Source organism: Photorhabdus sp. HUG-39 (assembly GCF_963878365.1).
Taxonomy (GTDB): domain Bacteria; phylum Pseudomonadota; class Gammaproteobacteria; order Enterobacterales; family Enterobacteriaceae; genus Photorhabdus; species Photorhabdus kayaii.
Genome location: NZ_CAWNWY010000002.1, coordinates 42,677 through 69,119 on the forward strand (window position 1 = coordinate 42,677; position 26,443 = coordinate 69,119).

The 26,443-nt window shown below is 41.9% G+C and carries 25 protein-coding genes and 1 other RNA gene; 18 read left to right on the forward strand and 8 right to left on the reverse strand.

Going from position 1 to position 26,443, the window contains the following annotated elements; genetic code table 11:
• Window positions 1-93 precede the first annotated feature (93 nt).
• From AAC155_RS01870 to amtB, 5 genes are all read left to right on the forward strand, one after another.
• Entirely contained in the window at window positions 94-555 is a 462-nt protein-coding gene (locus AAC155_RS01870; protein ID WP_113024566.1) for an Lrp/AsnC family transcriptional regulator, read from the forward strand.
• Between the two features lie 86 nt (window positions 556-641).
• Window positions 642-2,411 carry a SmdA family multidrug ABC transporter permease/ATP-binding protein gene (locus AAC155_RS01875; protein ID WP_113040817.1) on the forward strand — a complete coding sequence of 590 codons (1,770 nt, stop codon included), beginning with the start codon at window positions 642-644 and terminating at the stop codon, window positions 2,409-2,411.
• Entirely contained in the window at window positions 2,404-4,188 is a 1,785-nt protein-coding gene (locus tag AAC155_RS01880; RefSeq protein ID WP_113040818.1) for a SmdB family multidrug efflux ABC transporter permease/ATP-binding protein, read from the forward strand. Before AAC155_RS01875 ends, AAC155_RS01880 begins: the two co-directional genes overlap by 8 nt.
• 177 nt (window positions 4,189-4,365) lie before the next feature.
• Window positions 4,366-4,704, forward strand: coding sequence for a P-II family nitrogen regulator (glnK, locus tag AAC155_RS01885; protein WP_113040819.1), 339 nt, complete (start codon window positions 4,366-4,368; stop codon window positions 4,702-4,704).
• Between the two features lie 22 nt (window positions 4,705-4,726).
• Window positions 4,727-6,010: an ammonium transporter AmtB gene (gene amtB, locus AAC155_RS01890; RefSeq protein ID WP_113040952.1), complete on the forward strand. Its 1,284-nt coding sequence runs from the start codon at window positions 4,727-4,729 to the stop codon at window positions 6,008-6,010.
• A 72-nt stretch (window positions 6,011-6,082) separates the two neighbouring features.
• Here amtB and tesB read toward each other — a convergent pair whose 3' ends face one another.
• On the reverse strand, window positions 6,083-6,946 hold the full coding sequence (tesB, locus tag AAC155_RS01895; protein WP_113040820.1) for an acyl-CoA thioesterase II: 864 nt from the start codon (window positions 6,944-6,946) through the stop codon (window positions 6,083-6,085).
• A gap of 250 nt (window positions 6,947-7,196) precedes the next feature.
• Between tesB and AAC155_RS01900 the strand changes: the two genes are divergently transcribed.
• Together AAC155_RS01900 and ffs are read left to right on the forward strand one after the other, a co-directional pair.
• Window positions 7,197-7,643 (forward strand): YbaY family lipoprotein, encoded by a 447-nt coding sequence (locus AAC155_RS01900; RefSeq protein ID WP_113040821.1) that lies wholly within the window; start codon window positions 7,197-7,199, stop codon window positions 7,641-7,643.
• Between the two features lie 133 nt (window positions 7,644-7,776).
• Window positions 7,777-7,873: signal recognition particle sRNA small type (gene ffs, locus AAC155_RS01905), an RNA gene on the forward strand.
• Window positions 7,874-7,954: 81 nt separating this feature from the next.
• Here ffs and AAC155_RS01910 read toward each other — a convergent pair.
• From AAC155_RS01910 to AAC155_RS01920, 3 genes are all read right to left on the reverse strand, one after another.
• Entirely contained in the window at window positions 7,955-8,158 is a 204-nt protein-coding gene (locus AAC155_RS01910) for an HHA domain-containing protein (RefSeq protein WP_011147992.1), read from the reverse strand.
• A 1,176-nt stretch (window positions 8,159-9,334) separates the two neighbouring features.
• Window positions 9,335-12,484 (reverse strand): efflux RND transporter permease subunit, encoded by a 3,150-nt coding sequence (locus AAC155_RS01915; RefSeq protein ID WP_113040823.1) that lies wholly within the window; start codon window positions 12,482-12,484, stop codon window positions 9,335-9,337.
• A 27-nt stretch (window positions 12,485-12,511) separates the two neighbouring features.
• Window positions 12,512-13,705 (reverse strand): efflux RND transporter periplasmic adaptor subunit, encoded by a 1,194-nt coding sequence (locus AAC155_RS01920; protein ID WP_113040824.1) that lies wholly within the window; start codon window positions 13,703-13,705, stop codon window positions 12,512-12,514.
• A 129-nt stretch (window positions 13,706-13,834) separates the two neighbouring features.
• Between AAC155_RS01920 and acrR the strand changes: the two genes are divergently transcribed.
• The 4 genes from acrR to AAC155_RS01940 all read left to right on the forward strand — a co-directional run bounded on the left by acrR (window position 13,835) and on the right by AAC155_RS01940 (window position 16,505).
• Window positions 13,835-14,476, forward strand: a complete 642-nt coding sequence (gene acrR / locus AAC155_RS01925; RefSeq protein ID WP_113040825.1) for a multidrug efflux transporter transcriptional repressor AcrR — start codon at window positions 13,835-13,837, stop codon at window positions 14,474-14,476.
• Between the two features lie 138 nt (window positions 14,477-14,614).
• Window positions 14,615-15,289 (forward strand): energy-coupling factor ABC transporter ATP-binding protein, encoded by a 675-nt coding sequence (locus tag AAC155_RS01930; RefSeq protein ID WP_113040826.1) that lies wholly within the window; start codon window positions 14,615-14,617, stop codon window positions 15,287-15,289.
• Window positions 15,286-15,915 carry an energy-coupling factor transporter transmembrane component T family protein gene (locus tag AAC155_RS01935; RefSeq protein WP_113040827.1) on the forward strand — a complete coding sequence of 210 codons (630 nt, stop codon included), beginning with the start codon at window positions 15,286-15,288 and terminating at the stop codon, window positions 15,913-15,915. The genes AAC155_RS01930 and AAC155_RS01935 overlap by 4 nt, the downstream gene beginning before the upstream one ends.
• Window positions 15,916-15,956: 41 nt before the next feature.
• The gene (locus tag AAC155_RS01940) at window positions 15,957-16,505 is read left to right on the forward strand and encodes a biotin transporter BioY (protein ID WP_113040828.1); all 549 of its coding nucleotides are present in this window, start codon (window positions 15,957-15,959) and stop codon (window positions 16,503-16,505) included.
• Here AAC155_RS01940 and AAC155_RS01945 read toward each other — a convergent pair.
• Entirely contained in the window at window positions 16,502-17,407 is a 906-nt protein-coding gene (locus AAC155_RS01945; RefSeq protein WP_113040829.1) for a DMT family transporter, read from the reverse strand. The two genes, AAC155_RS01940 and AAC155_RS01945, sit on opposite strands and share 4 nt — an antisense overlap.
• A gap of 31 nt (window positions 17,408-17,438) precedes the next feature.
• Window positions 17,439-18,203 (reverse strand): 2OG-Fe(II)-dependent halogenase WelO5 family protein, encoded by a 765-nt coding sequence (locus AAC155_RS01950; protein ID WP_113040830.1) that lies wholly within the window; start codon window positions 18,201-18,203, stop codon window positions 17,439-17,441.
• A gap of 123 nt (window positions 18,204-18,326) precedes the next feature.
• Between AAC155_RS01950 and AAC155_RS01955 the strand changes: the two genes are divergently transcribed.
• A complete protein-coding gene (locus AAC155_RS01955) occupies window positions 18,327-18,764 on the forward strand; it encodes a DUF1284 domain-containing protein (protein ID WP_113040831.1) in 438 nt (145 codons plus the stop codon).
• A gap of 129 nt (window positions 18,765-18,893) precedes the next feature.
• On the opposite strand, the gene rsmS is transcribed toward AAC155_RS01955, so the two are convergent.
• Both rsmS and priC read right to left on the reverse strand, forming a co-directional pair.
• The gene (gene rsmS, locus AAC155_RS01960; protein WP_074524823.1) at window positions 18,894-19,061 is read right to left on the reverse strand and encodes a pleiotropic regulatory protein RsmS; all 168 of its coding nucleotides are present in this window, start codon (window positions 19,059-19,061) and stop codon (window positions 18,894-18,896) included.
• 22 nt (window positions 19,062-19,083) lie between these two features.
• Window positions 19,084-19,626, reverse strand: coding sequence for a primosomal replication protein PriC (gene priC, locus AAC155_RS01965; RefSeq protein ID WP_113040832.1), 543 nt, complete (start codon window positions 19,624-19,626; stop codon window positions 19,084-19,086).
• Between the two features lie 143 nt (window positions 19,627-19,769).
• On the opposite strand from priC, the gene apt reads away from it, so the two are divergent.
• From apt to adk, 6 genes are all read left to right on the forward strand, one after another.
• Window positions 19,770-20,321: an adenine phosphoribosyltransferase gene (gene apt / locus AAC155_RS01970; protein ID WP_113040833.1), complete on the forward strand. Its 552-nt coding sequence runs from the start codon at window positions 19,770-19,772 to the stop codon at window positions 20,319-20,321.
• Window positions 20,322-20,417: 96 nt separating this feature from the next.
• Window positions 20,418-22,394, forward strand: coding sequence for a DNA polymerase III subunit gamma/tau (dnaX, locus tag AAC155_RS01975; RefSeq protein ID WP_113040834.1), 1,977 nt, complete (start codon window positions 20,418-20,420; stop codon window positions 22,392-22,394).
• 56 nt (window positions 22,395-22,450) lie between these two features.
• A complete protein-coding gene (locus tag AAC155_RS01980) occupies window positions 22,451-22,780 on the forward strand; it encodes a YbaB/EbfC family nucleoid-associated protein (protein ID WP_049582543.1) in 330 nt (109 codons plus the stop codon).
• Entirely contained in the window at window positions 22,780-23,385 is a 606-nt protein-coding gene (gene recR, locus AAC155_RS01985) for a recombination mediator RecR (RefSeq protein WP_113040835.1), read from the forward strand. Before AAC155_RS01980 ends, recR begins: the two co-directional genes overlap by 1 nt.
• A 256-nt stretch (window positions 23,386-23,641) precedes the next feature.
• Entirely contained in the window at window positions 23,642-25,534 is a 1,893-nt protein-coding gene (gene htpG, locus AAC155_RS01990) for a molecular chaperone HtpG (protein ID WP_191214715.1), read from the forward strand.
• Between the two features lie 175 nt (window positions 25,535-25,709).
• Window positions 25,710-26,354, forward strand: a complete 645-nt coding sequence (gene adk / locus AAC155_RS01995; RefSeq protein WP_113040837.1) for an adenylate kinase — start codon at window positions 25,710-25,712, stop codon at window positions 26,352-26,354.
• Window positions 26,355-26,443 lie beyond the last annotated feature (89 nt).

Genomic DNA, 26,443 nt, shown 5'->3' on the forward strand with positions numbered 1-26,443 from the left:
AGCGGATAGATTAACTTGATACTGGGAGAAATAGATTGTTATTTTTCTTAGTATGTGGTTTCTTTATGGAAAATTTTTCTATAAGAGGTAGCTATGTTGGATAAAACAGACCGCAAGTTGCTTAAGTTACTACAGAAAGATTGTAGTCTGTCTCTGAATGCATTGGCGGAAGCTGTTAATCTTACCTCTACTCCTTGTTGGAAACGGCTAAAACGACTTGAAGATGAAGGCTATATCGTTGGCAAAGTTGCTTTGCTTGATAGCGAAAAATTAGGATTAGGGCTGACAGTGATTGTTATGATCAGAACTCAGCAGCATAGCAGTGGTTGGTATGAGCAATTTGTTGCATTTATAAAGCAAATGCCAGAAGTCCTAGCTTTTTATCGTATGGCTGGTGAGTGTGATTATTTAATGCACGTAGAAGTTGTGGATATGAAAAGTTATGATCTTTTTTACAAGCGTATGGTTAATGGTGTTCCGGGGTTGATTGATGTGACATCGAGTTTTGCAATGGAAAAAATCAAATACACTACAGCATTACCGATACCAGATTAACCAATTATTAATTTATTGCGTTAATTCAATTATTCTGAGTATCGTTCAACATTTCTACTATCTATTTCATTTCGGGATATACACGCGTGAGATTGTTTTCTCAATTAAGTTGGTACTTCCGTAGCGAGTGGCGTCGCTATCTTGGGGCAGTGACTCTGCTTATTATTATCTCTATTCTACTACTCATTCCGCCATATCTGGTGGGTGTAATCGTTGATGGGATCAGTACTGCATCTATGTCATTTTACCAATTGATGGTGTGGATTGGTGTTATGCTGGTTATTGCATTGATTGTCTATATCTTGCGTTATATATGGCGTTTATGGTTGTTTGGGGCGTCATATCAATTAGCCGTTAAATTACGGAATAATTTTTACCAGCAACTTAGCCGACAAAACCCTGAATTTTATTTGCGTCACCGTACGGGAGATTTAATGGCTCGTGCTACTAATGATGTGGATCGTGTGGTGTTTGCTGCGGGTGAAGGTGTACTTACGTTAGTTGATTCGCTAGTTATGGGCTGTGCAGTGCTAATTATGATGAGTATACAAATTAGTTGGCAATTAACTTTACTGTCTCTGTTACCTATGCCGATTATGGCAATCATTATTAAACGATATGGTGATCAACTTCATCGTCGCTTCAAATCTGCACAAGGCGCATTTTCTGCTTTAAATAATCAGGCTCAAGAGAGTTTGACCAGTATTCGCATGATTAAAGCGTTTGGCCTTGAAGATCTGCAATCAAGTCAGTTTGAACAAGTTGCAGTGGAAGCCGGCCGTAAGAATATGTATGTGGCTAGGGTGGATGCTCGGTTTGATCCGACAATTTTTATTGCCATCGGTATGTCAAACTTTTTGGCTATCGGTGGTGGTAGCTGGATGGTGCTAAATGGTGTTTTAACACTTGGTGAGCTTACTAGTTTCGTGATGTATCTTGGCCTGATGATTTGGCCAATGTTGGCGTTGGCATGGATGTTTAATATTGTTGAACGAGGAAGTGCTGCTTATAGCCGTATCCGTAGCTTGTTGCAGGAGCCTCCGGTCATTAAGGATGGTATTGGCAATTTATTGCCTGAGCGCGGTATTTTGGATGTGAATATCAAAGCGTTTAATTATCCGCAAAGTAACAAAACTGTTCTCAGTCAAATTCATGTCCAGTTATTACCTGGGCAGTTATTAGGGATCTGTGGTCCAACTGGTTCAGGTAAAAGCACACTACTTGCGTTGATACAGAGGCAGTTTGATGTGACTGAGGGTGAAATTCTTTTCCAGTCGCTCAAAATTGCGGATATTAGATTAGATGAATGGCGAGCACGATTTGCTGTTGTCAATCAAATTCCCTTTTTATTTTCAGACACCGTTGCCAGGAATATCGCTTTGGGACGTCCTGATGCAACACAGGAACAGATTGAAGAAGTTGCCCGCCTTGCCAATGTCCATGAAGATATTCTTCGTTTACCTGAGGGGTATCAGACAGAAGTAGGCGAGCGTGGGGTAATGCTTTCTGGTGGGCAGAAGCAGCGTATTTCCATTGCAAGAGCATTACTTTTAGATGCCGAGATTCTGATTCTGGATGACGCTTTATCTGCGGTTGATGGGCAAACTGAATACAATATCCTACAAAACCTCAGTCAGTGGAGGCAACAACGGACGATTATTATTAGTGCCCATCGCCTGTCTGCATTAACTGATGCGGATAATATCCTGGTGATGCAGCAAGGTTCTGTTATACATCAGGGACGGCATCTGCAACTGGCAGAGCAGCCGGGATGGTATCGTGATATGTATTATTATCAGCAACTCGAAGCAGAATTGGATGACGAGGAAACAGTAGAAGGGGATAAAGATGACTAAAGTTCGTCAATTGTGGCCGTCTCTGAAGCGCCTGCTGGTTTATGGAAAAAATTATCGTAAGCCGTTGGGGCTGGCTGTGCTCATGTTATGGGGGGCTGCAATTGCGGAAGTCAGTGGTCCGGTTCTCATTAGTTACTTTATCGATAATATGGTTGCAACGGGTAATATGCCTACTAGAGTGGTTATCGGGCTAGCTATAACCTTTATTATTCTGCAACTGATTACGGCTGCGTTACACTATTTTCAGGCTTTATTGTTCAATCAAGTGTCAGTCGATGTGGTTCAGCAGCTTCGTACTGATGTGATGAATGCAGCATTGCGCCAACCTCTGAGTGCTTTTGATAATCAGCCGGTAGGGCAGTTGATTTCCCGTGTAACGAATGACACCGAAGTCATTAAAGATCTTTATGTTAATGTAGTTCCAGCGGTATTTCGCAGCATGGCATTGATTGGTGCGATGCTGATTGCCATGTTTATGTTGGAATGGTGCATGGCATTGATTGCAATTCTTATTTTTCCTGTCGTATTGATTGTTATGGCAATATATCAGCATTTTAGTACACCAATTGTCCGTCGGGTACGTAGTTATTTGGCTGATATTAATGATGAGTTTAATGAAGTCATTAATGGAATGAGTGTTGTTCAGCAGTTCCGGCAGCAGGCGCGTTTTGGTGAACGTATGTTGTTAACCAATCGGGCTCATTATCAGGCGAGAATGCAAGCGTTGAGATTAGATGGGCTTTTGTTACGCCCATTGCTGAGTTTGCTATCTGCTATGGTATTGTGCGGTTTTATCGTGTTGTTTGGAATTAGTGGGCCAGGGGCGATTGGTGTCGGGGTATTGTATGCTTTTATTAATTATTTGGGGCGGTTGAATGAACCTCTTATTGAGCTGACATCTCAACAATCGATTTTGCAACAAGCTGTCGTTTCTGGCGAGAGAATATTTGAATTAATGGATAGTCCTCAACAAGGTTATGGGATGGATAGTCAGCCACTGTCCAGTGGTCGAATTGATATAGAAAATGTCAGTTTTTCCTACCGACATGGAAAAATAGTTTTGCAAGATATTAACTTACAGATTTCGGCTCATGGTTTTGTTGCTTTGGTTGGTCATACCGGTAGCGGTAAAAGTACGCTGGCAAATTTGCTGATGGGGTATTATCCGTGGCAGAAAGGGGAAATTTATCTTGATGGCCGGCCTGTATCATCTCTGTCTCATTCGGTATTACGCAATGGTGTGGCAATAGTTCAGCAGGACCCGGTTGTTCTTGTGGGCTCTTTCTTTGACAATATTACGCTTGGTCGGAATATTTCAGAAGAGAAGGTTTGGCAAGTACTGGAAACGGTTCAATTAGCTGAGTTAGTACGTACATTGCCTGATGGACTTCATACTATCTTGGGAGAGCAGGGTAATACGTTGTCAGCCGGTCAAAAACAATTGCTTGCTATGGCGAGAGTGTTAGTGCAAACGCCACAAATTTTGATCCTTGATGAAGCGACTGCAAATATTGATTCTGGTACGGAACAGGCGGTACAACAGGCTTTGAGATTGATTCGTCAACAAACAACATTGATCGTGATTGCTCATCGTTTATCTACCATTGTGGAGGCTGATACTATTCTGGTGCTGCATCGTGGTGCAGTTGTTGAACAGGGATGCCATCAACAATTATTTGTGAGTCGTGGACGTTACTATCAGATGTATCAGTTGCAACAAGTAGGTGAGACATTAAATGAATGTGGCACAATCTCTGAGAAAGAGGTGCTAATTTAATCAAGCTTGCACTAATTCGGTGCACTTATGGGAGAGTATATTCGCTGCTCTCCTCCCTTCTTAATTCTCCATAATTTTTACTCTCTTTATTATTTGATTTTTATATGTTTTTAATTTCTGGCACGCCCCTTGCTATTTCCTTATTGAAAACATAATAGCCGGATGGAAGGGGGATGTATGAAGCTCATTACGACAATTATAAAGCCATTCAAATTGGAGGATATTCGGGAAGTTCTCTCTGGTCTTGGTGTTCAGGGGTTGACCATAACAGAGGTAAAAGGATTTGGGCGTCAGAAAGGACATGCGGAGCTTTATCGTGGAGCGGAATATAGTGTCAATTTTTTACCTAAAATAAAGATAGATATTGCTGTAGCAGATGAATTGGTTGAGGAGGTAATTCATGCTATTCAGCAATCAGCTTTCACTGGAAAAGTTGGCGACGGTAAAATCTTTGTCATCGAATTGCAACAGGCTATTCGTATTAGAACAGGAGAAACTAACGATGAGGCACTGTAACTCACTGATAGAGAAGATAGATATGAAAAGAAAATTCTCTGTGGCTGCCGGTATTGTAGCCAGTTGCTTACCATCATTATCTCAGGCAGCGGAAGGTGTTGTTGATAAAGCTGATAATGCTTTTATGATGATTTGTACAGTCCTTGTTCTGTTTATGACGATTCCAGGAATTGCTCTGTTTTATGGTGGATTGCTACGGAATAAAAATGTTTTATCGTTAATGGCTCAGGTCATGGTGAGCTTTGCTTTAGTATGTGTATTATGGGTGATTTACGGTTACAGCTTGGCTTTTGAGCCAGGGAATGGTTTTTTCGGTGGTGTTAGTCAAGTGATGCTAAAGAATTTGGCATTCACTGACTTAAGTGGCAATTTTTATCAGCTAATTCATGTGGCATTTCAGGGCTCTTTCGCTTGTATCACAGTTGCTTTGATTATTGGTGCGTTAGGGGAGCGTATTCGCTTTCCGGCTTTGTTAGTTTTTAGTGTGCTGTGGTTGACATTTTCTTACCTGCCTATGGCGCATATGGTTTGGGGTGGGGGTGTGCTTTCACAAGATGGAGCATTGGATTTTGCTGGTGGTACGGTTGTTCATATTAATGCTGCTGTAGCTGGATTGGTTGGTGCTTACTTACTGGGAAAACGTACTGGTTTTGGGAAAGAAGCATTTAAACCACATAACTTGCCGATGGTCTTCACTGGTACTGCTGTGCTCTATATTGGTTGGTTTGGTTTTAATGCTGGTTCTGCTAGTGCTGCTAATGAGATAGCTGCTCTGGCATTTTTAAATACCATTGTGGCGACTGCCGCCGCTATCCTGTCATGGGTTTTTGCAGAATGGTTTTTCCGTAATAAACCGTCTCTTTTAGGGGCATGTTCAGGCTGTATTGCTGGGCTGGTTGGTATTACACCTGCGGCGGGAATGGTTGGTGTTGGTGGTGCATTAATCATTGGTCTGATCGCGGGTTTTACCGGACTTTGGGGGGTGGTGGCCTTAAAACGGTGGTTACGTGTTGACGATGTGTGTGATGTATTCGGCATACACGGCGTATGTGGGATCGTAGGTTGCCTCCTAACAGGGTTTTTTACGGCTAAATCTTTGGGAGGGACCGGCCATGCAGAGGGTATAACCATGTTGGAACAAGTTGGTATTCAGGCTCTTAGTATACTGGTTTGTGTGATTTGGTCAGCCGTTGTTGCCTTTATTGCTTTTAAAATAGCAGATCTGTTGGTAGGGCTGAGGGTTACGGTTGAAATTGAAAGGGAAGGGTTGGATATTAATTCTCATGGAGAGAGTGCTTATAATTAAGTTGTAATATAAAAGGGCAGCAATAAAGCCATGAAATGTAATGCTGGTTTCTTAATTTGCTGCCTTATTCATTTATCTATTGCGTTTCCTAATCAGACCTTCCTGTACAGTGGAAGCAACAAGTATCCCTTCACGATTATAAATCTGTCCCCGAACAAAACCACGGGCACCGGAAGCTGACGGACTATCTACAGCATATAGCAGCCAGTCGTCTAGTCTAAACGGGCGGTGGAACCACATAGAATGGTCAATTGTTGCTATCTGAATATTTTTCTCAAGGAACCCGACACCATGTGGCTGTAATGCTGTTGGCAGAAAGTTAAAATCGGAGGCATAGCCAAGTAGATATTGATGAATAAAAGGATTATCAGGCATATTGCCGTTACTGCGGAACCAAACATAGCGTATAGGCTCTTCTGGTGGACAATTGAATGGACTGTGATATTTTACGGGTCTCATTTCTAACGGGCAGGGAAAAAGAAGATTATTCTGCATCTTTTGTGGCAGTAGATGCGACATTTTTTTCACGATTTCATCCTGAGGGATAAGTTCTTCTGGATAGGGTACATCCGGCATTATATTTTGGTGTTCAAAACTTTCTTCGTGACTTTGAAATGAGGCAGTCATATAAAAGATAGGCTTACCATTCTGAATTGCACTAACTCGCCGGGCACTAAAACTTCCTCCATCACGCAAAACCTCAACATCATAGACGATAGGTTTGTGACTGTCACCGGGACGTAAGAAATAGCTATGGAAAGAGTTGCCCATTCTGTCATCGACAACGGTTTGTTTGGCAGCATACAGTGCCTGACCAATCACTTGTCCTCCGAAAACCTGAGGAAAACCGAGATCTTCGCTTTGCCCTCGGTAAATACCTTCCTCAATTTTTTCCAATTTCATCAAATTTATCAGATTCTGTAATGACTTGCTCATAATATGCCTTTGTTTTCTATTAGGTTATCGAGAGTACAAGGGATGATTATTGTCTCATTAATAGATGATTAATAAATAACTAAATTGTAAATGTTTTAAGTCCTAACAGCAGTGCAATAAAGAATGTGAGATTTATTGGTGTCTTATGTTCAAATTTTTAATCTATAATTCAAATGAGTTAGATTTAATGATTTGATATTTCAATTTATTTTAATATTTATATAGATTAGTTAATAATGGAGGAATGTGTATGAAATTATGGCAGTTCCCCGCTGGCGTATTACTAGCGGTTGCTTTGGTTGGGTGTAATGCCAAAGGTGCTGAGGTAGTAGATACTCAGGTGGGAAAGATTGAAAATCCAATGAAACGGTCTTTTGTTGAAGGTAATATTAATATACTACAGCGTATAGCATTGCCAGCAGATGCTGTTCTGACAGTGGCATTATCTGATGTATCTTTAGCTGATGCACCTTCAGTTACTCTGTCTCAGAAGGTAGAGCGTTTAGGTGGGAAACAATCACCTTTCCATTTTGTTTTGCCTTATCAGCCAAACAAAATTAAGCCGAATGCACGCATTGTTGTCAGAGCTTCTGTTTCGCTGCATAGCCGCTTGATGTTTGTTACAGATACCGCATATGAAGTGATTAATAATGGGAAGACTAAAGATGTCGAAATTACGTTGAAAGCCGTTAAATAATACATTTCCTTATTGTATTGATTTGCAATGTGCAATAAATCAGCATTCGGGTCTGCCTGTCTTGCTATTTAAGTAGGTATGAATGATAATGGCACCGCTTTAGAGTTAAAGCAACACGTCACAATGGGGGCTCTGTTGGTTCTCCCGCAACGCTAACTTGTTAACTTGGTCAGGTCCGGAAGGAAGCAGCTATAGCAGGGGATGTGTGTGCCGGGATGCCGCTGGCAGAGCCCTCGCCAATTTCATCGGTAACCTAATAAGCCGATAGCACTTTACCGGCTCGGATCACTTTCTATCTGATAAAGACTATTTTAGCGAACATATTTCCATACTGAAGGTGGAATTCTGTCATACAGTTTATTCATGGTCAGCTCAGCCAGGCGGTGATCCGCAGCAGAGTAGAATAGTTCAAGTTCATCTCCTGAAAGTTCATATTTGTTCTTTTCAATCACACGTTCCAGTGTATCAATCGTGGTGCATTTTCTTAAACGCATCAGATAATCAGTTTTAGTCATAATCGCCTTTCTTATTTAACATATATAAAAAATTATTGAGGGAAATATCCAATCAAATTTTGCTCAAGGAGCAATTTAAATCCTGTAACAGGACGCTGGTTAAGCGTTCATTAGTTTTTTTACCATTCCATAAGTTTATACCCGTCATCTTTCAAGTTGCCTCTTTGTTGGCTGCACTCACTCACCCCGGTCACATAGTTATCTATGCTCCCGGGGATTCGTGCCCTTGCTGCCGCGATGCATCTTGAAATCCATTGGGTATAGAAACGCTAATCTTAATTTGTTTCCAAACAAAGCATAACTCTATGTATTATCAATACATTTATCAATTCAAGTGAGAAGACTGAAATCATCAGAATATTTTATTTTAAAGTACCAAACGAAAGTTGATATGTATTCAATCTATTTGTTTAGCTTTAAAATCTTCTGAGATGTAGAAGCTATTTCCACAACCAGTCTCATCTCTGTGTACTCTGCACTAGAAGTGCTTCTTGCCTTAGATTTTCACATAAGCATTCTAATTCATCAATATTATGTCATCTTGAGTGAATATTCATCCATGCTATGTTGATCTTGCTGTATATGCCATTACTTAATTTTTCGAGTTAAACACTAAGCATATACACGTATTATAAATTTTTTTCGAGAGATTATTATTATGTATCTATAATCGTTCTTTGGGATTATTTATCTTTTCTACAGATGGCTCTGATTTGCTTCTAGTAAATCAGAATCAGCTCTTAACAAAATTCATACCTTAACTCAATAAACTATAAATAGCGGCTAGTATGTGTGAGTTAATATGTAGGTTTATATAAAACAGTATTTCCCTCAGATACCAGTAATGGCAGATTATAGCCTGATGGCTACAATAATCAATGAATATAACATCATTATTACATAAGTCACTATGTGCTGGTATTGTTTTTTGTCATTTAGTGTAAAAAAAGATAAAGTAATTTTTGTCCGACAACTTTCATATTAATTTTATTAAAGTTACTAATGCTTGGATTTTTAAAGCTATTTCATACTCATAAGTGGTGATTATAATTAAATTTAAACGAAATTACTTAAATATTAAGCGGATAGATTAATGATCAGAATCTTGTCAAATGTAAGCAACGATTATATTTAAGAAGGCCGATTTGACGGCCTTCTGGTTATTGTTGGTAGCATTTAATGAGATTCTGATGCGAGTTCAATCTCCTCCGCTTTCTTACTGAAACGTCGTCTTATAACCACAAAGAATACCGGCACGAAAAAGATGGCTAGCGAGGTTGCTGCAATCATTCCGCCTAATACCCCAGTACCCACTGCGTTTTGAGAGCCAGATCCCGCACCATTACTCAGTACTAGGGGGATAACACCTAACATAAATGCTAATGATGTCATTAGGATTGGGCGAAGACGCATTCTTACCGCATCTAGCGTAGCTTCTATCAACCCCTTGCCCTCTTTTTCCATCAAGTCCTTGGCGAATTCAACGATGAGTATCGCGTTCTTAGCCGACAAACCGATAGTGGTCAACAAGCCAACTTTAAAGTAAACATCGTTATCTAAACCGCGGAATGTTGTTGCTAACAAGGCTCCAACGATACCTAATGGTACTACTAGCATAACTGAGAATGGAATTGACCAGCTTTCATACAGTGCAGCCAGACAGAGGAATACTACTATCAATGATAATGCATATAGAGCTGGAGCTTGATTACCAGACAGGCGTTCCTGATAGGACATACCTGTCCAGTCGAAACCGATTCCATTTGGTAACTGCGATGCTAATTCTTCCATCAAAGCCATTGCATCACCGGTACTTTTACCAGGGGCTGCTTCACCCAATATTTCCATTGATGGTAAACCGTTATAGCGTTCCAGACGTGGTGAACCGTAGGTCCAGGGTTCTTTGGACGTATCTGTAAAGGCAGAGAATGGAACCATTTCACCCTGTTTATTACGGACATACAGCTTGTAAATATCACTTGGTAGCATACGATAAGGAGCTTCCGACTGAACGTAAACTTTTTTGACTCGACCGCGATCGATAAAGTCGTTTACGTAATTACTGCCAAACATCGTGCTGAGTGTAGAGTTGATATCCACGATGGAAACACCGAGAGCTTCAGCTTTTTCCTGATCGATTCTGATCCGATATTGAGGGGTATCTTCCTGACCATTAGGACGAACACCTACTAACATATCTGGATGCTGTTGTATCATGCCAAGTAATTGGTTACGGGCTTCTGTCAGTTTGTCATGTCCAAGGTTTGCTTTATCAATTAATTCAAAATCAAAGCCAGTTGCTGAACCTAACTCTACAATTGCCGGGATGTTAAACGCAAAAACCATACCTTCTTTGATTTTCTGGAAGTGAGCACTAGCCCTGGCAACAATAGCAGGTACTTTGTTTTCAGCACCTGGACGTTCACCCCAGTCTTTCAGGCTTATAAATCCCAACCCCGTGTTTTGACCTTGCCCACTAAAACCAAAGCCACTGACGGTAAATACAGAAACCACACGATCTTTTTCTTCTGTATTGAAGTAATCGCTTATTTTATCTAGAACTTTTTCTGTTTGTTCCTGTGTCGCCCCCGCAGGTAATTGAACCATTGTCAGCAATACTCCCTGATCTTCTTCGGGAAGAAAAGAGGATGGTAAACGTGTGAACATGACGGCCATACCCGCCACCAGGAATACATAAATTACCAGATAACGGCCTGTATTGCGTAGAATACGACCAATGCTGTCAGTATAGTGGTGGGTACTTTTGTCAAATATGCGGTTGAACCAGCCAAAGAAGCCGGTCTGCTTACCGTGGCTACCTTTGGCAATAGGTTTCAACATGGTGGCACATAGAGCTGGTGTCAGGATTAGTGCTACCAGCACAGATAATACCATTGCAGATACGATAGTGATCGAGAATTGACGATAAATAGCACCGGTTGAACCACCGAAGAAGGCCATTGGGATAAATACAGCAGACAGCACCATTGCAATACCAACTAGGGCGCTTTGGATTTGTCCCATAGATTTCTTGGTTGCTTCTTTCGGCGATAGACCTTCTTCCTGCATAACACGTTCAACGTTTTCTACAACAACAATGGCATCATCTACCAATAAGCCAATGGCGAGAACCATAGCAAACATGGTTAATGTATTTATTGAATAGCCAAATGTAGCGAGTATTGCAAATGTTCCTAAGAGTACGACTGGAACCGCAATGGTTGGAATGAGTGTTGCACGGAAATTTTGGAGAAATAGATACATTACCACGAACACCAGCATGATGGCTTCAACCAGTGTTTTTACCACTTCGTTTATAGAGATTTTAACGAATGGTGTGGTGTCATATGGATAGACGATTTTCAGCCCGTGAGGGAAGAAAGGTTCCATATTTTTTAGCGCTTCTTTTACTGCTTTGGATGTATCCAAAGCGTTAGCGCCTGTCGCTAGTTTGACACCGATACCCGCAGCAGGTTTTCCATTATAGCGGGCAATGATGTTGTAGCTTTCTGCACCTAGTTCCACCTTTGCTACATCTTTCAGACGGACCTGAGAACCGTCAGTATTGACACGCAGAAGAATATTGCTGAACTCTTCCGGTGAGGTTAGACGTGTTTGAGCAATGATCGACGCATTCAAGCGTTGACCTGGAACCGGAGGGGTTCCCCCTAATTGACCAGCAGCTATTTGGTTATTTTGTGCTTTGATGGCATTTATTATATCCAGAGTCGTCATTTTGTAGTTAATGAGCTTGTCAGGATTTAACCAGATACGCATAGCATACTGGTTACCAAAAAGCATTGTATCACCCACACCAGTTACACGGCTCAGAGGGTCTTTGACGGTTGCACCAACATAGTCAGAGATATCGTCTTGTGACATAGAGCCATCTTCAGAGATGAATCCGGCAACCATCAAGAAAGAGGACGTGGACTTATCTACACGTATACCTTGCTGTTGCACTTCTTGTGGTAACAGAGGCATAGCGAGTTGTAGCTTGTTTTGTACTTGTACCTGTGCAATATCGGGATCAGTACCGGCCTCAAAGGTTAGTGTAATATTCATGTTTCCAGCAGAATCACTGTCGGAAGACATATAAACTAGGTTATCGATACCATTCATGTTCTGTTCGATAACCTGTGTCACTGTGTTTTGCACAGTAGTGGCATCTGCGCCGGGATAAGTTGCAGAGATAGAAATCGCCGGTGGTGCAATAGTAGGGTATTGCGCTACGGGTAATTTCATAATTGCCAGCAGGCCAGCCAGCATGGTGATAATTGCGATTACCCATGCAAAGATTGGCCGATCTATAAAAAATTTAGGCATGAATCACTGACTCCTATGACTCCTAAATTAAGACTTTTTCGCAGGTTCAGCTTGGTTCGCAGCAGATTTTGCATTTAAGTCCACTTCTTCTGCTTTAACCGGGATGCCGGGTTTAATTTTTTGCAAACCAGTAACGATAACCCGATCACCTGCTTTTAGACCGGAAGCTACTAGCCATTTATCACCAATAGTTTGGTTGGCAGTGATAATGCGCGGTTCGACTTTTTCGTCTGCACCAACCACCATGACAGTAGCTTCACCACGAGGTGTACGGGTAACTCCTTGCTGAGGAACCAGTATTGAATCCTGGCGAATACCTTCTTCCAGTTTTGCACGAACAAACATACCTGGAAGCAGCTCTTCATTCGGGTTAGGGAATATTGCACGGATAGTGATAGAGCCCGTTGTTTCATCTACAGTAATATCAGAGAATTCCAAATAACCTGTTTCACTGTAGTTTTTACCATTTTCCATGATCAGGTGAACTTTAGCCTTATTGTCCCCTTTCTGTACAATACCTTTGGCGATTTCATTTTTAAGACGCAGATAATCATCACTTGACTGAGTGACATCCACATAAATCGGATCCAGTTGTTGAACAGTTGTCAGTGCTGTTGGTTGACCAACAGAAACTAGAGCACCTTCAGTTATAGTAGATTTACCGGAACGACCACTAATCGGTGCTGTAACTTTGGTATATGCCAAATTGATACGGGTGGTCTCTACGGCCGCTTTTGCTGCCTGTACTATAGCATTCGCTTGTGCATAGTCGGCACTGGCTTTATCAAATTCCTGTTGACTAACATAGTTTGTACCTAACAGTGATTTATATCGGTTCACTGTCAAGCGTTCGATCTCTGCATTAGCCTGAGCTTTTGCCAAATCAGCTTTAGCTTTGTCATAGTCAGCTTGGTAAGTTGCTGGATCTATCTGATATAAAGAAGTGCCTGCTTTTACATCGCTACCTTCTTTATAATTTCGTTTCAGAATTATACCACTTACTTGTGGACGAACTTCTGCAATGCGGAAGGCTGATGTTCGGCCTGGAAGTTCCGTCGTGACCATCAGAGGTTCAGTTTTCAGCGTCACGATACCGACTTCAGGAGCCTGTTGGTTCCCAGCAACTTGCTGAGAGTCTTTGTCGTTACATCCTGAAAGAGCTAAGCTGCCTGAGAGTACCAGTACTGTAGCCAGAGGCAAAACTCCCCTGTTTATTCGCATAAGTAAACCTCAATATTTTTAGATGTTGACCCTTCAATCCGTAAAACCATTACTCCATTAATAACAGCATGCTATAATACAAACATACGTGAATGTATGTAAATCCATTTTAGGTTAAAATTAGAGTGTATGGCACGAAAAACTAAACAACAGGCTGAGGAGACCCGGCAACAGATTATAGACGCAGCTATAAAAGAGTTTTCTGAGCGCGGTGTCTCGGCTACTTCACTGACAGATATTGCCACAACGGCTGGAGTAACCCGAGGGGCAATTTACTGGCACTTTAAAAATAAAGTAGACCTGTTTTCCGAAGCTTGTAGAATAACAGATTCTAAGATTGACGAATTAGAGAAAGAGTATCAAGCAAAATATCCTAATAATCCACTCCTGATTTTAAGAACTTTAATCATCCATATCCTGACGTCGGTCACTGATGATCCGAAAAACCGGCTATTAATGGAGATTTTTTTCCACAAATGTGAGTTTGTTGGTGAAATGTCTGCCTTGGTGGAAGTCCGTCAGGAGCTGTGTGTTGCAGATTATGTTCGTATTGAAGCATCTCTTTCCGGCTGTATTGCGTCAGGTCAGCTTCCTTATAATCTTCATTTACGGCGAGCGGCTATCATGTTAAGAGGATTGATAACGGGCTTGTTGGAAAATTGGCTATTTGCACCAGATAGTTTTGATATTCAGAAGGAAGCCGAGTCGTTAGTGGATAGTTTTATCGATATGCTTAAATATAGTGAGCATATGAAAGTCACTGAAAAATGAAGAACCAGAATATAGAGGAAAATTAAGGTGAATTCTATTTTGGTAATTGCTAACAATGTGGCTAATGGCAAAAAGTCATTATCTTATGCTCTTTGTTTATCTGCTGATTAAATTCGGAAAGAGAACGGATAACCATCTATGTTGGAAATACGAAATGTGACGCATGCCTATGGCGAGCGAGTAATATTGAAAGAATTAAATTTGCAGCTTAAGGAAAAACGCATTGCCATCGTAGGTAGTAATGGTTGCGGCAAAAGTACATTCGCACGCCTTCTTAATGGATTGTTGGTACCGAAAAGTGGTGATGTTTTGGTAGATGGTCTGAATACCAGAACGGAAGGTAAAGCGATCCGACGTAAGGTTGGTTTCGTATTTCAAAATCCTGACAATCAGATCGTTTTTCCAGTCGTTGAGGAAGATTTAGCTTTTGGCATGAAAAATCTCGGGTTTACCAAGGATAAGATTCGACAAAGAACGCAGGAGGCCCTTTCACGCTATGATTTACTCCAATTTAGGGAGCATCCTGCCCATCTTTTAAGTGGTGGTCAGAAACAACTCCTTGCGATTTCTGGTGTTCTTGTGATGGAGCCCGATTACATTATTTTCGATGAGCCTACAACCTTGCTGGATTTACGAAACAAGCGCCGTGTTGCCGAAGCAATCGATAACTTATCTCAAACTGTGATTGTAGTTTCTCATGACCTTGATTTTCTGGTGGGATTTGATCGTGTTCTGGTTTTTGATGAGGGTCGTGTCGTTGTTGATGACATCCCCTCTATTGCTATCCCTGAATACGTAAGGATGATGTTATGAGCCTATCTGGGTATAACCCTGGTTCATCATTTGTGCATCGAGTTAGCCCTGGGCTCAAAATTATTTCTTTGGTCATTTTGGGAACATTGCTTTTCGTTATTCCACGTATCGATCTTTCTGTTGCGGCATTGGCGGGCATCGTACTTTTATACTTGTTAGCTAAAATCTCATTAAAAACTGCTTGGATGCAATTACGGCCAGCGCTATGGATCATCGCACTTATTTTTATAGTCCAATTGCTTCTACACCACTGGACCGCAGGTGTACTTGTGGTAGTTCGTCTTGTCTCACTTTTATTGCTGGCCTCGCTGGTCACTCTTACTACTCGCTCTTCTGATATGATCGACGCATTGGAAAAGGGTCTTGGGTGGTTGTACTATCTTGGCATCAATCCTGGAAAAGTGAGTTTGGCTCTATCGCTTGCTTTGCGGTTTATCCCTGTTCTGGCGTCAATTACAGAAGAAGTACGGGAGGCGCAGAAAGCAAGAGGCCTTGATAAGAGTGTCATTGCAATTGCAGTTCCTGTTATTGTGCGGATGCTCAAAATGGCAGACGATATTTCTGCTGCTATTGAAGCTAGGTCCTATGATCCAGAATTTGACAGAAATAAATCAGGCAGCAAGTAAAACAGAGGTTGTGGCTTTATCGAAAAGAAAGGGGGGATTAAATGTCTACCAAAGATATTGTTTATATAGCACTATTTGCCTCTTTAACCGTAGCACTGGGTTTATTTCCGCCACTGACACTTCCCGTTGTGGGCGTTCCGATAACAGCGCAGTCAATGGGAGCAATGCTTGCTGGTGCCATTATTGGTGCGAAACGGGGTGGATTAGCATTGTTGCTCTTTTGTGTGTTTGTTTCCGTTGGATTACCGGTAATGTCTGGAGGGCGGGGAGGATTAAGTGTATTTCTCAGTCCAAGTGGTGGCTTTATTTTGGCATGGCCGATTGCCGCTTTTGTTATCGGCTATTTGTATGAGAAAAATCTTGTAAAACTGAATATCTTTAAAGAAGCTGTATTTCTTGTCTTTGGTGGAATTATGGTTGTTTATGTAATCGGTATCCCGTGGATTGCCGTATTTGCTAATATCAGCACCTGGCAAGCAGCCGTAGGTTCAATTGGGTTCATACCGGGAGATATTATTAAAATCGTACTGGTTATTTTGATTGTGAAAACGGTTCGTCGGGCTTACCCCACTCTTGAACCGCGTTCTTAAGTGTCAGTTTTTGTCGTGGGTTGATGTTTGTTGGTGATTACCCAATAGTTACCGCTGAGTGTCATCATTGTGCCAATTATGGCCCAAATGGTTGGACGATAGCCTTCTGTAACGCTGGAGATCGTTAAGGCTACGAGTGGAACGAGAAGCATGGTATAAGCTCCTCGTTCAGCCCCCAAGCGACCAACAACGGCAAAGTAAGTTGTATACCCAATTACCGAAGGAAACAGGATCAAATAGAATAGAGATGTTGCATAGGCTGGTGATAGATCAAAATCAAACGTTTGCTTGGTCAAAAAGGCGTAGCTGAGCAAGAATATGGTGCCATATCCCATAGAAATCCCGGTCATTGGCAGAACAGTGACACCTTTTCGCTGTAACTGAACTGCGGAAATGTTAGCAAATGAGAATGTCAGGGTTGCTGCGATTGCGTAACCGAATCCTGTCCAATTCCATTCATTATTTAAAAATTCTGGGCTAAAGACTAAAATTATCCCAGTTAGCCCAACTACAGCGCCTACCAGCACTGACCATGAAATCGATTGCCGTAGGAAGAGAATTGTATTTATGGAGTTGAATAATATGACTGAAGAGTAGGTAAGGGCGATTAAACCGGTAGTAATCAAGGCCGTAGCCTTGTAAATCATCAAGAATGTGACAGCGAATCCGAATGCTCCAAGTGCGGCAAAAGAGAGGTGCTCGCGCCAGGTGTGTGTAAGTCTTTCCCGTGAAATCACAGCAATCAGAAGTAGCAGTATCGACGCACACCCAAAACGATAAATCAGGGATATTACAGGTGAAACATCAGTTAATTGCAGTTTTGCTGCATACCACGATGTTCCCCCGGTGATGATCGTCACGACATATAGAGCAGCAGTGGAGCAAGAAGAGGAACTCTTCATATTCAGGTCCCAAGTGTTTCGCTGAGATGTATTACGACCATAAAATCAACTTCTTCTCATTTAATACACCGATGAAGGAGCCTGTTGCAATGCGATTGCCACTTGCAGGCAGGACAATATGAGGGTTAGTTGTGTTGAAAATGACGACTGAACCGACTTGAGGTCGAAAAGTGAAAGATTCGCAATTAACCAATAGAGCACTATCATACGGTTTGTATATTTTATCAATGGTAGTATTCTTGAATGGTTGGTTATAGATCACGGTTTCTCCTCCCTGAGAGGGAGATAAAATATAGAGGTTCCAAGCAAGCTGAGTTGATATATCTCCGACGACTAAATTTCCTTTCGCAAAAGTGGGTGCGTAATCTACATGTAGATCCGAGCCACCGGAGATAATTCGAACGATACCGGTAAAATAGGGACCGAACCCCGGTTCTTCTGCGACTGAAATGCTAAAATTTGTATCATGATTGATGTATTGCATGAACCGATCAACGGGATCAAAAGCTTGATTGATAATTTGGATGCGATCTTGCTCAGCTACGCTAACTTGAGCAAAATATTGCTCTTTTGGTTGATCACGATAATGAGCGAGTGTATTTCCCAAATAAAACCCCGGCCTTCCGAATTCATAGGGTTTTGCCTTCATGCTCAGTATTGCAGACGAAAGTTGTTCTGTTTCTTTTGGCGTTGCAAAATCATCTATCATCGCTGCTGGAATCTTGTTATCTATGATTGCCTGCAAGCTTTCTGATGATAATTTGACAAGCTCGTTTGATACCCACCGTGACGACATAATAGTCGATTCCTAGCCGATTTTCTTTATATTAGAAAAATTGATCTATTGATGGTCAGTATCAATCATATAGCATTGATTGTATAAAAATGCAACACTTGATCACATTCAGGAGCGTAACTCATGACAATATCCCTGAGAGGTCACCACCTCTTGTGTATTCTTACCTACGCGGGTAACGGATATTCCCCTAGTTTTGTTGAAAACTACAATAGGATTATTCCTCGAATTCTGGACGAAGATATCTTGATTGTGGCAGGACCGGATGACATATGTATTCCCTTGCTTGGAGAAGACAAACCTCATTGCTTTGGCGAGAGTGTTATTGTCCGGGATAGTCGAGCTTTGGAAGCAGTTAGCGCTCTTATGGGCCGATCAGTTGAGGTAGGTCATACGCTGAGGCTTGATGAAACCTATTTAAAACAGGCGCGATGGGCTTTCAATCGTGGGATCATAAGATCTGCTTGTATAGGCTGTGAATGGAAACCGCTTTGCACTCGAATTGCTGCGGATGATTATTCTTCAACGTTTCTTAAACGAAATAGTGGAAAGAGCGAGTGACGATATAAAGCCGTTTGAAATTTAGCAAAGGCTGATATTGATATGAATGTATGATCACATACTTAAGACAAACGTGAATCTTTTATAGTATCGATCAAGATATCTATTAAGGTGTTTGAAGTAAATCGTTCAATATTCCTTCGTCGACTGTGATTGCTTCGCTAATTTTGCTTGATAGTCGTGTTTGACTATTTCCAGTGCGGCGAGTGCGATTTCAGGAGCGATTTCATTGCATTCCAGTAAATAGATCAGATCAACAGCAAGTTGAACTTCGGGTGGTGCGTGTTCGACTGACATAAAGTATTCCTCATCTGAATCGTTAATCCATGTTCTCTTTGTATTCGATTGATTTTTCAATTCGCGTCAGAGATTGACGGCAACGTGCTAGTCTTCCGGCTAATGCCGCGATTTCTTTCTGTATTTTTTGTTGATGACTAAGTGTAGTTTGTTGATTCAATTTTAGCTCTCTATCATTGATCATTGCGAGCAGACGGCGTTCATAATCCTGATGTTCAGCCAGTTTGTGGTACAGGTCAGTAGCTTGTTGTTTATGTTCAAATCGGCTCTCTTTTTTTCTCAATGACTGGGTAGACAATTCACGCCTTAATGCTTCTATTTGGGCAACTAAGCGTTCAGTCAGAAATGCGACCTGTTCGGTTCGGTGATCCTGCACACACTCTTTGAGTTGTTCCATGTTGTGCCTAACTTCTTGTAGATAACCACGGAGTTTATCGCTGTGTCGGTTAAATAAAGCTTGATCAAACCGGGCAGTAGAGAATGGTGTGTCTGCTAATGGTGCTATCTCTTCCGCCAGTATATCGACCTGTTTTTCGAGTAAATTTAATAATGGCTGCGTATTCATTTATACCTTAAAATGGTTATGCCTTGCGAAGCAAAATTAATCTGGGACGACAAAAAGTAGGCTGGTGCGTGTTCATTAGTTGCTTTTTTCTATCAGTTTGAATAGATTTTAGCACCTTCGTGTTCTACTCATTGGCACCGATTATGACCGCAAATGCGCAGCAACTGCAATTTATTAAAGACAGTATTGAAACTATTCCTGATTATCCAAAACCAGGGGTTCTTTTTCGTGATATTACCACTTTATTGGATAACCCTCTTGCCTACCAGGCAACAATTGATCTTCTGGTGGAGCGATATCAGGACAAAGGCATCACAAAAATAGTTGGCACTGAAGCTCGCGGTTTTCTGTTTGGAGCCCCGGTTGCGTTACGCCTTGGTGTTGGTTTTATTCCTGTTCGTAAAGCGGGCAAACTACCTCGGGAAACATTGAGTGAAACGTACGATCTGGAGTATGGCACTGATACGTTGGAAATGCATAAGGATAGCGTAAGAGAAAACGATAAGGTGCTGGTTATTGATGATTTGCTGGCTACGGGTGGTACAGTTGAAGCCACTGTTCGTTTAATCCGTCGTTTAGGTGGTGAGGTTTCTGAAGCGGCTTTTGTTATTGGTTTGCTTGGCTTAGATGGTGTTGAGCGCCTGCAAAGACAAGGTGTAAGTAGTTTTACTCTACTTGAATTCCCAGATCATTAATCTGCTTATTTTTGTATTACTAACATATCGGCCTCGCTGTCTGTAGTGAGGCTGTGTTAGCATGATACCCAACTGTATTCGATTTTTCCGGTATCAATGAGCTATCAGGTACTTGCCCGTAAGTGGCGCCCACAAATATTTTCTGATGTAATTGGTCAGGAATATGTCCTGACTGCGTTAGCTAATGGTCTTGCCCATGGCCGGCTTCATCACGCCTATTTATTTTCTGGCACTAGAGGTGTTGGGAAAACAACGATCGCCCGTTTGTTTGCTAAGGGGCTAAATTGTGAAACAGGTATTACTGATAAGCCTTGCGGTAAATGTGTTAATTGCCTTGAAATTGAACAGGGGCGATTTGTCGATTTAATTGAAATTGATGCGGCTTCCCGTACTAAAGTTGAAGATACGCGTGAATTGCTAGATAACGTGCAATATGCTCCGGCTCGTGGGCGTTTTAAAGTCTACCTGATTGATGAAGTACATATGCTTTCCCGCCACAGTTTCAATGCATTATTGAAAACGTTGGAAGAGCCGCCTGAGCATGTGAAGTTTTTACTGGCAACGACTGATCCGCAAAAATTGCCAGTGACTATTCTTTCCCGTTGCTTGCAATTCCATCTCAAATCGCTGGATATTGGTCAAATAAGCGATCAGCTTGAGCGTATTCTTAAAGCTGAACATATAGAGAGTGATAACCGCGCTCGTCAGCTATTGGCTCGTGCTGCTGATGGCAGCATGCGTGATGCATTGAGTCTGACAGATCAGGCTATTGCTATCGGACAAGGCTTGGTGACAACTGAAATAGTCAGCTTGATGCTAGGAACTTTAGATGATGAACAGCCGTTATCAATTATTGAAGCATTGATTCGAGCTGACGGTCAGCAGGTTATGGCATTGGTGGAACAAGTTGCTTCACGGGGGGCTGATTGGGAGGATTTGCTAGTAGAAATTCTTGCATTGCTGCATCGTATTGCAATGCTCCAGCTGTTACCTTCTCAGCCAGAAATCGCTTCTTCATCAATTGAAGGCCGTTTGCGGATATTGGCAAAAGCTGTTTCACCGGAAGATTTGCAACTTTATTATCAAACTTTGCTGATTGGTCGTAGGGACTTACCGTATGCACCGGAGCGCAGGATGGGTGTTGAAATGACGCTGTTCAGAGCCTTGGCATTTCATCCGAAAACAGTTATTGAAGAGGTTGCGGCACCGGTGGTACATCCTGCGGTTATACCATCAGTTACAGCACAGCCGAAACATAGTGATCAGGGAGATGTGCCACCTGCTAATTATATTAATGAATTGGCACAATTGGATAGAACTTCTCAGTCGGAACCCCAGATACCTCAGGCGCTTGCATCAAGCCCAACAGCGCAGTTGCTGAAAGCAAGGAATGTGTTATCCCGACAGCAAGAGCAAACGTCAACAAAAAAGCCTGAATCAGCTACGCCTGTTAAGATGAAGTCAGCAACGTCAGCATTGGAACGGTTTGCCGCAGTGTCAGGACAGCGACCTCAATCATCAATAGATAAAAAACAGGAAAACAAGCCTGAGAAAAAAGAAGCTTACCGTTGGCGTGCCAAGAATATTGAGGAGAAAACAGAAACTCATGTGGCCACACCAAAGGCTTTAAGAACAGCTTTGGAACATGAGAAAACACCAGAACTGGCAGAGAAATTAACGGAAGAATCTAAACAGAGAGATGCATGGGCCGCAGAAGTTGGTAAACTTAAAATTCCTAAACTGGTGCAGCAATTGGCATTAAATGCATTCAAAGAGCAGGTTAGTGAAAATAATATCCGTTTACATTTGCGTTCGAGCCAGCGTCACCTTAATTCCGCTTTCGCACAAAAGTCATTAGCGGGGGCTTTAAGCGAATTGTACGGCGTAACAGTTGAATGCAGTATTATTGAAGATGATAATCCTGCGGAGAAAACTCCGCTGGAGTGGCGACAAGCCATTTATGAAGAGAAATTGGCACAAGCTCGCCAATCAATTATTGCGGATAAAACTATTCAAACATTGCGGCAGGTATTTGATGCTGAATTGGACGAAGACAGTATCCGACCGATTTAACCATGCTGCAATCTGTACCTTGTTGTACGATGTAGCCATAGCGAAGAGAGAAATCTATGTTTGGTAAAGGTGGTTTGGGCAATTTGATGAAACAGGCCCAGCAAATGCAGGACAAAATGCAGAAAATGCAAGAAGAGATCGCCAATCTAGAAGTGACGGGGGAATCGGGAGCAGGTCTGGTTAAAGTGACTATCAATGGCGCTCATAATTGCCGTCGTGTTGAGATCGATCCAAGCCTGATGGAAGATGACAAAGAGATGTTGGAAGACCTGATTGCTGCCGCATTCAATGACGCAGCCCGTCGTATTGAAGAAACACAGAAAGAGAAAATGGCAGGCATTTCCAGTGGGATGCAATTGCCACCAGGCTTTAAGATGCCATTCTGATGCAAACCAGTCCTCTCCTTGAATCCTTGATGGAAGCATTACGCTGTTTGCCAGGGGTTGGCCCTAAGTCTGCACAGCGGATGGCTTTTCATCTGCTACAGCGTGATCGCAGTGGTGGAATGCGTTTGGCTCAGGCATTGACCAGATCAATGTCAGAAATTGGACACTGCAAATATTGCCGGACTTTTACCGAACAGGAACAGTGCACAATTTGTGCTAATCCACGCCGTCAACAAAATGGTCAAATCTGTGTGGTTGAAAGTCCAGCGGATATTCATGCTATTGAACAAACTGGGCAGTTTGCCGGAAGTTACTTTGTATTGATGGGGCATTTATCCCCATTAGATGGCATTGGTCCAATGGATATTGGTTTAGATCGTCTTGAGGACCGTCTCTCCACTGAGGAGATTTCAGAGGTGATTCTGGCGACTAATCCGACAGTGGAGGGAGAGGCCACTGCCAATTATATCGCAGAGATATGCTTTCAGTATGGTGTAACAGCAAGCCGTATTGCTCATGGTGTGCCGGTTGGTGGTGAACTTGAGATGGTAGATGGTACAACATTGTCCCATTCACTTGCTGGGCGGCAGAAGATTACTTATTAATCTTCTGTTAATGCCTTACGGTTTTGTCGAGTTGTGACCGAATAGTGTTGTAGTCTGGTTAGGGCAAGTCGTAAAGGTTTTGAGGCGCTACATTCTATGTGGCGCATGCCTTTTAGTTCATTCTGCTATGATCAAAAGTTACTTCATAATTCTTTTGGATAATCAAACTTGAAATTCAACTTATTTATCCCCATCTGCATATTATCGTCTGATTTTGTCTGTCTGAACTGGATTTAGATTGAGGTAATAAATGAGTATGAAAGGTCAGGAAACCCGTGGATTTCAGTCTGAAGTAAAACAACTTCTGCAATTAATGATCCATTCACTCTATTCCAATAAAGAGATTTTCCTTCGTGAACTAATCTCAAACGCTTCCGATGCTGCTGACAAATTACGTTTCCGCGCATTATCTGTTCCAAAACTTTATGAAAATGATGGTGAACTACGCGTTCGTCTTTCTTTTGATAAAGAAAAGAGAAGCATTACGATTAGTGATAATGGCATTGGTATGACTCGTGATGAAGTTATCGATAATCTTGGAACAATCGCTAAATCAGGAACAAAAGCTTTTCTGGAATCTATTGGTTCAGATCAGGCTAAAGACAGCCAGTTAATTGGTCAGTTTGGTGTTGGGTTTTACTCTGCATTTATTGTGTCTGATAAAGTCACTGTACGTACTCGTGCTGCTGGCGCTTCAATTGATCAGGGCGTATTCTGGGAATCTGCTGGTGAAGGTGATTACACGATTGCCGATATTGAAAAAGAAACCCGTGGTACAGAGATCACCCTTCATTTACGTGAAGGAGAAGATGAATTCCTGAATGACTGGCGTTTGCGTTCTGTTATCAGTAAATACTCTGACCATATTGCCTTGCCGGTTGAAATTGAAACCAAAAATAAGAGCGAAGAAGAGGGTGAAGAGGATACAGTAACTTGGGAGAAGATTAATAAAGCTCAAGCTTTATGGACTCGTGGTAAATCTGAAATTACAGATGAAGAGTATAAAGAGTTCTACAAACATATTTCTCATGATTTTACTGATCCGCTGATCTGGAGCCATAACCGCGTAGAAGGTAAACAGGAATATACTAGCATGCTCTATATTCCATCTCAGGCTCCGTGGGATATGTGGAACCGTGAGCATAAGCACGGGCTGAAATTGTATGTCCAGCGTGTGTTTATTATGGATGATGCGGAACAGTTTATGCCGAACTATTTACGCTTTGTCCGTGGTTTGATTGACTCCAACGACTTACCGCTAAACGTTTCCCGTGAAATTTTACAAGATAATTCTATTACCCGTAATTTACGTAATGCATTGACCAAACGTGCATTACAGATGCTGGATAAACTGGCGAAAGATGATGCAGAAAAGTACCAGCAATTCTGGCAACAGTTTGGTCTGGTAATGAAAGAAGGCCCGGCAGAGGATAGTACCAACAAAGAAGCTATCGCTAAATTGCTACGTTTTGCTTCTACTCATAATGACAGCTCGGCACAAACAGTTTCTCTGGAAGAGTATGTTAGTAGGATGACGGAAGGTCAGGATAAGATTTACTACATCACCGCAGACAGTTATGCTGCGGCGAAAAACAGTCCTCATCTGGAGTTGTTCCGTAAGAAAGGTATTGAAGTTCTGTTACTGTCAGATCGCATTGATGAATGGATGATGGGATACCTCACTGATTTTGATGGTAAAAAATTCCAGTCAGTCAGTAAAGCCGATGAATCCCTGGATAAACTGGCAGATGAAAACAAAGCCGAACAGGAAGAAATTGAAAAGCAGCTGGAGCCGTTTGTTGAGCGTGTAAAAACATTGCTTGGTGATCGAGTAAAAGAGGTTAAATTGACTCACCGTCTGACTGATACTCCAGCAATTGTCACAACAAATGTGGATGAAATGAGCACGCAGATGGCGAAATTGTTTGCTGCGGCTGGTCAACAGGTGCCGGACGTTAAGTACAATTTTGAGCTGAATCCTGATCATCAGTTGGTAAAACTGGCTTCTGATATCAGTGATGAAGTTCAATTCTCGGATTGGATTGAACTGTTGCTTGATCAGGCATTGTTTGCTGAGCGTGGCACGTTGGAAGACCCAAATCAGTTTATTCGCCGTATGAATCAGCTATTGTTGTCTGAGAAAGCTTGATTTAATCATTTTTTGGTGACGATTGGAAACCACGCCTATGAGATGGGCGTGGTTTATTTTTACAGAAAAATATCACGAAATCGTTTACCTGTTTCCTTGAGCGAACCCCATGCTAAATGGTATGGTGGCTCGTTTTCTCAAAATATAAAAACTAACTAGCAAGGGGATTTACGCAATGCGTATCATTCTGCTGGGCGCTCCGGGCGCCGGTAAAGGGACTCAGGCGCAATTTATCGTGGAGAAATATGGGGTACCTCAAATTTCTACTGGTGATATGTTGCGTACTGCGGTTAAGGCTGGCACAGAATTGGGTTTAAAAGCAAAAGCGCTGATGGATCATGGTAAGCTGGTTACTGATGAACTGGTTATTGCTTTGGTCAAAGAGCGCATCAAACAAGATGATTGCCGCAATGGTTTCTTGCTGGATGGGTTCCCCCGTACTATCCCCCAGGCTGATGCAATGAAAGAAGCGGGTATTAATGTTGATTATGTCTTGGAATTCGATGTTCCCGATGAACTCATTATTGAACGTATCATTGGACGCCGTATACATGCGCCATCTGGCCGTGTTTATCACATTAAATTTAATCCGCCAGCAGTGGAAAACAAGGATGATGTTACGGGTGAAGAGTTGACTGTTCGTAAAGACGATCACGAAGATATCGTGTGTAAACGTTTAGTTGAATACCATCAGCAGACAGCACCTTTAGTATCCTACTATCAAAAAGAAGCAGAGGCAGATTATACCAAATATTTTAGAATTGATGGTACTCGTAAGGTATCTGAGATTAGTGAAGAATTATCTAAAATTTTGGATTAATCAACCTGAATGATTCTTAGAGGGCGACTAATAAGTCGCCTTATCCTATATTATTTATTTACTGTATCAGGTAAATTAGTCGATTTTTC

What these genes read in the sequence shown, in the direction of transcription:
- glnK (WP_113040819.1), top strand. Translation starts at nt 4,366, where the DNA reads ATGAAGCTCATTACGACAATTATAAAGCCATTCAAATTGGAGGATATT.
- AAC155_RS01945 (WP_113040829.1), bottom strand. Translation starts at nt 17,407, where the DNA reads ATGAAGAGTTCCTCTTCTTGCTCCACTGCTGCTCTATATGTCGTGACG.
- htpG (WP_191214715.1), top strand. Translation starts at nt 23,642, where the DNA reads ATGAAAGGTCAGGAAACCCGTGGATTTCAGTCTGAAGTAAAACAACTT.
- adk (WP_113040837.1), top strand. Translation starts at nt 25,710, where the DNA reads ATGCGTATCATTCTGCTGGGCGCTCCGGGCGCCGGTAAAGGGACTCAG.
- rsmS (WP_074524823.1), bottom strand. Translation starts at nt 19,061, where the DNA reads ATGTCAGTCGAACACGCACCACCCGAAGTTCAACTTGCTGTTGATCTG.
- priC (WP_113040832.1), bottom strand. Translation starts at nt 19,626, where the DNA reads ATGAATACGCAGCCATTATTAAATTTACTCGAAAAACAGGTCGATATA.
- tesB (WP_113040820.1), bottom strand. Translation starts at nt 6,946, where the DNA reads ATGAGCAAGTCATTACAGAATCTGATAAATTTGATGAAATTGGAAAAA.
- AAC155_RS01935 (WP_113040827.1), top strand. Translation starts at nt 15,286, where the DNA reads ATGAGCCTATCTGGGTATAACCCTGGTTCATCATTTGTGCATCGAGTT.
- AAC155_RS01870 (WP_113024566.1), top strand. Translation starts at nt 94, where the DNA reads ATGTTGGATAAAACAGACCGCAAGTTGCTTAAGTTACTACAGAAAGAT.
- AAC155_RS01955 (WP_113040831.1), top strand. Translation starts at nt 18,327, where the DNA reads ATGACAATATCCCTGAGAGGTCACCACCTCTTGTGTATTCTTACCTAC.
- AAC155_RS01940 (WP_113040828.1), top strand. Translation starts at nt 15,957, where the DNA reads ATGTCTACCAAAGATATTGTTTATATAGCACTATTTGCCTCTTTAACC.
- recR (WP_113040835.1), top strand. Translation starts at nt 22,780, where the DNA reads ATGCAAACCAGTCCTCTCCTTGAATCCTTGATGGAAGCATTACGCTGT.
- AAC155_RS01920 (WP_113040824.1), bottom strand. Translation starts at nt 13,705, where the DNA reads ATGCGAATAAACAGGGGAGTTTTGCCTCTGGCTACAGTACTGGTACTC.
- AAC155_RS01930 (WP_113040826.1), top strand. Translation starts at nt 14,615, where the DNA reads ATGTTGGAAATACGAAATGTGACGCATGCCTATGGCGAGCGAGTAATA.
- AAC155_RS01900 (WP_113040821.1), top strand. Translation starts at nt 7,197, where the DNA reads ATGAAATTATGGCAGTTCCCCGCTGGCGTATTACTAGCGGTTGCTTTG.
- acrR (WP_113040825.1), top strand. Translation starts at nt 13,835, where the DNA reads ATGGCACGAAAAACTAAACAACAGGCTGAGGAGACCCGGCAACAGATT.
- AAC155_RS01915 (WP_113040823.1), bottom strand. Translation starts at nt 12,484, where the DNA reads ATGCCTAAATTTTTTATAGATCGGCCAATCTTTGCATGGGTAATCGCA.
- AAC155_RS01910 (WP_011147992.1), bottom strand. Translation starts at nt 8,158, where the DNA reads ATGACTAAAACTGATTATCTGATGCGTTTAAGAAAATGCACCACGATT.
- AAC155_RS01950 (WP_113040830.1), bottom strand. Translation starts at nt 18,203, where the DNA reads ATGTCGTCACGGTGGGTATCAAACGAGCTTGTCAAATTATCATCAGAA.
- AAC155_RS01880 (WP_113040818.1), top strand. Translation starts at nt 2,404, where the DNA reads ATGACTAAAGTTCGTCAATTGTGGCCGTCTCTGAAGCGCCTGCTGGTT.
- dnaX (WP_113040834.1), top strand. Translation starts at nt 20,418, where the DNA reads ATGAGCTATCAGGTACTTGCCCGTAAGTGGCGCCCACAAATATTTTCT.
- apt (WP_113040833.1), top strand. Translation starts at nt 19,770, where the DNA reads ATGACCGCAAATGCGCAGCAACTGCAATTTATTAAAGACAGTATTGAA.
- amtB (WP_113040952.1), top strand. Translation starts at nt 4,727, where the DNA reads ATGAAAAGAAAATTCTCTGTGGCTGCCGGTATTGTAGCCAGTTGCTTA.
- AAC155_RS01980 (WP_049582543.1), top strand. Translation starts at nt 22,451, where the DNA reads ATGTTTGGTAAAGGTGGTTTGGGCAATTTGATGAAACAGGCCCAGCAA.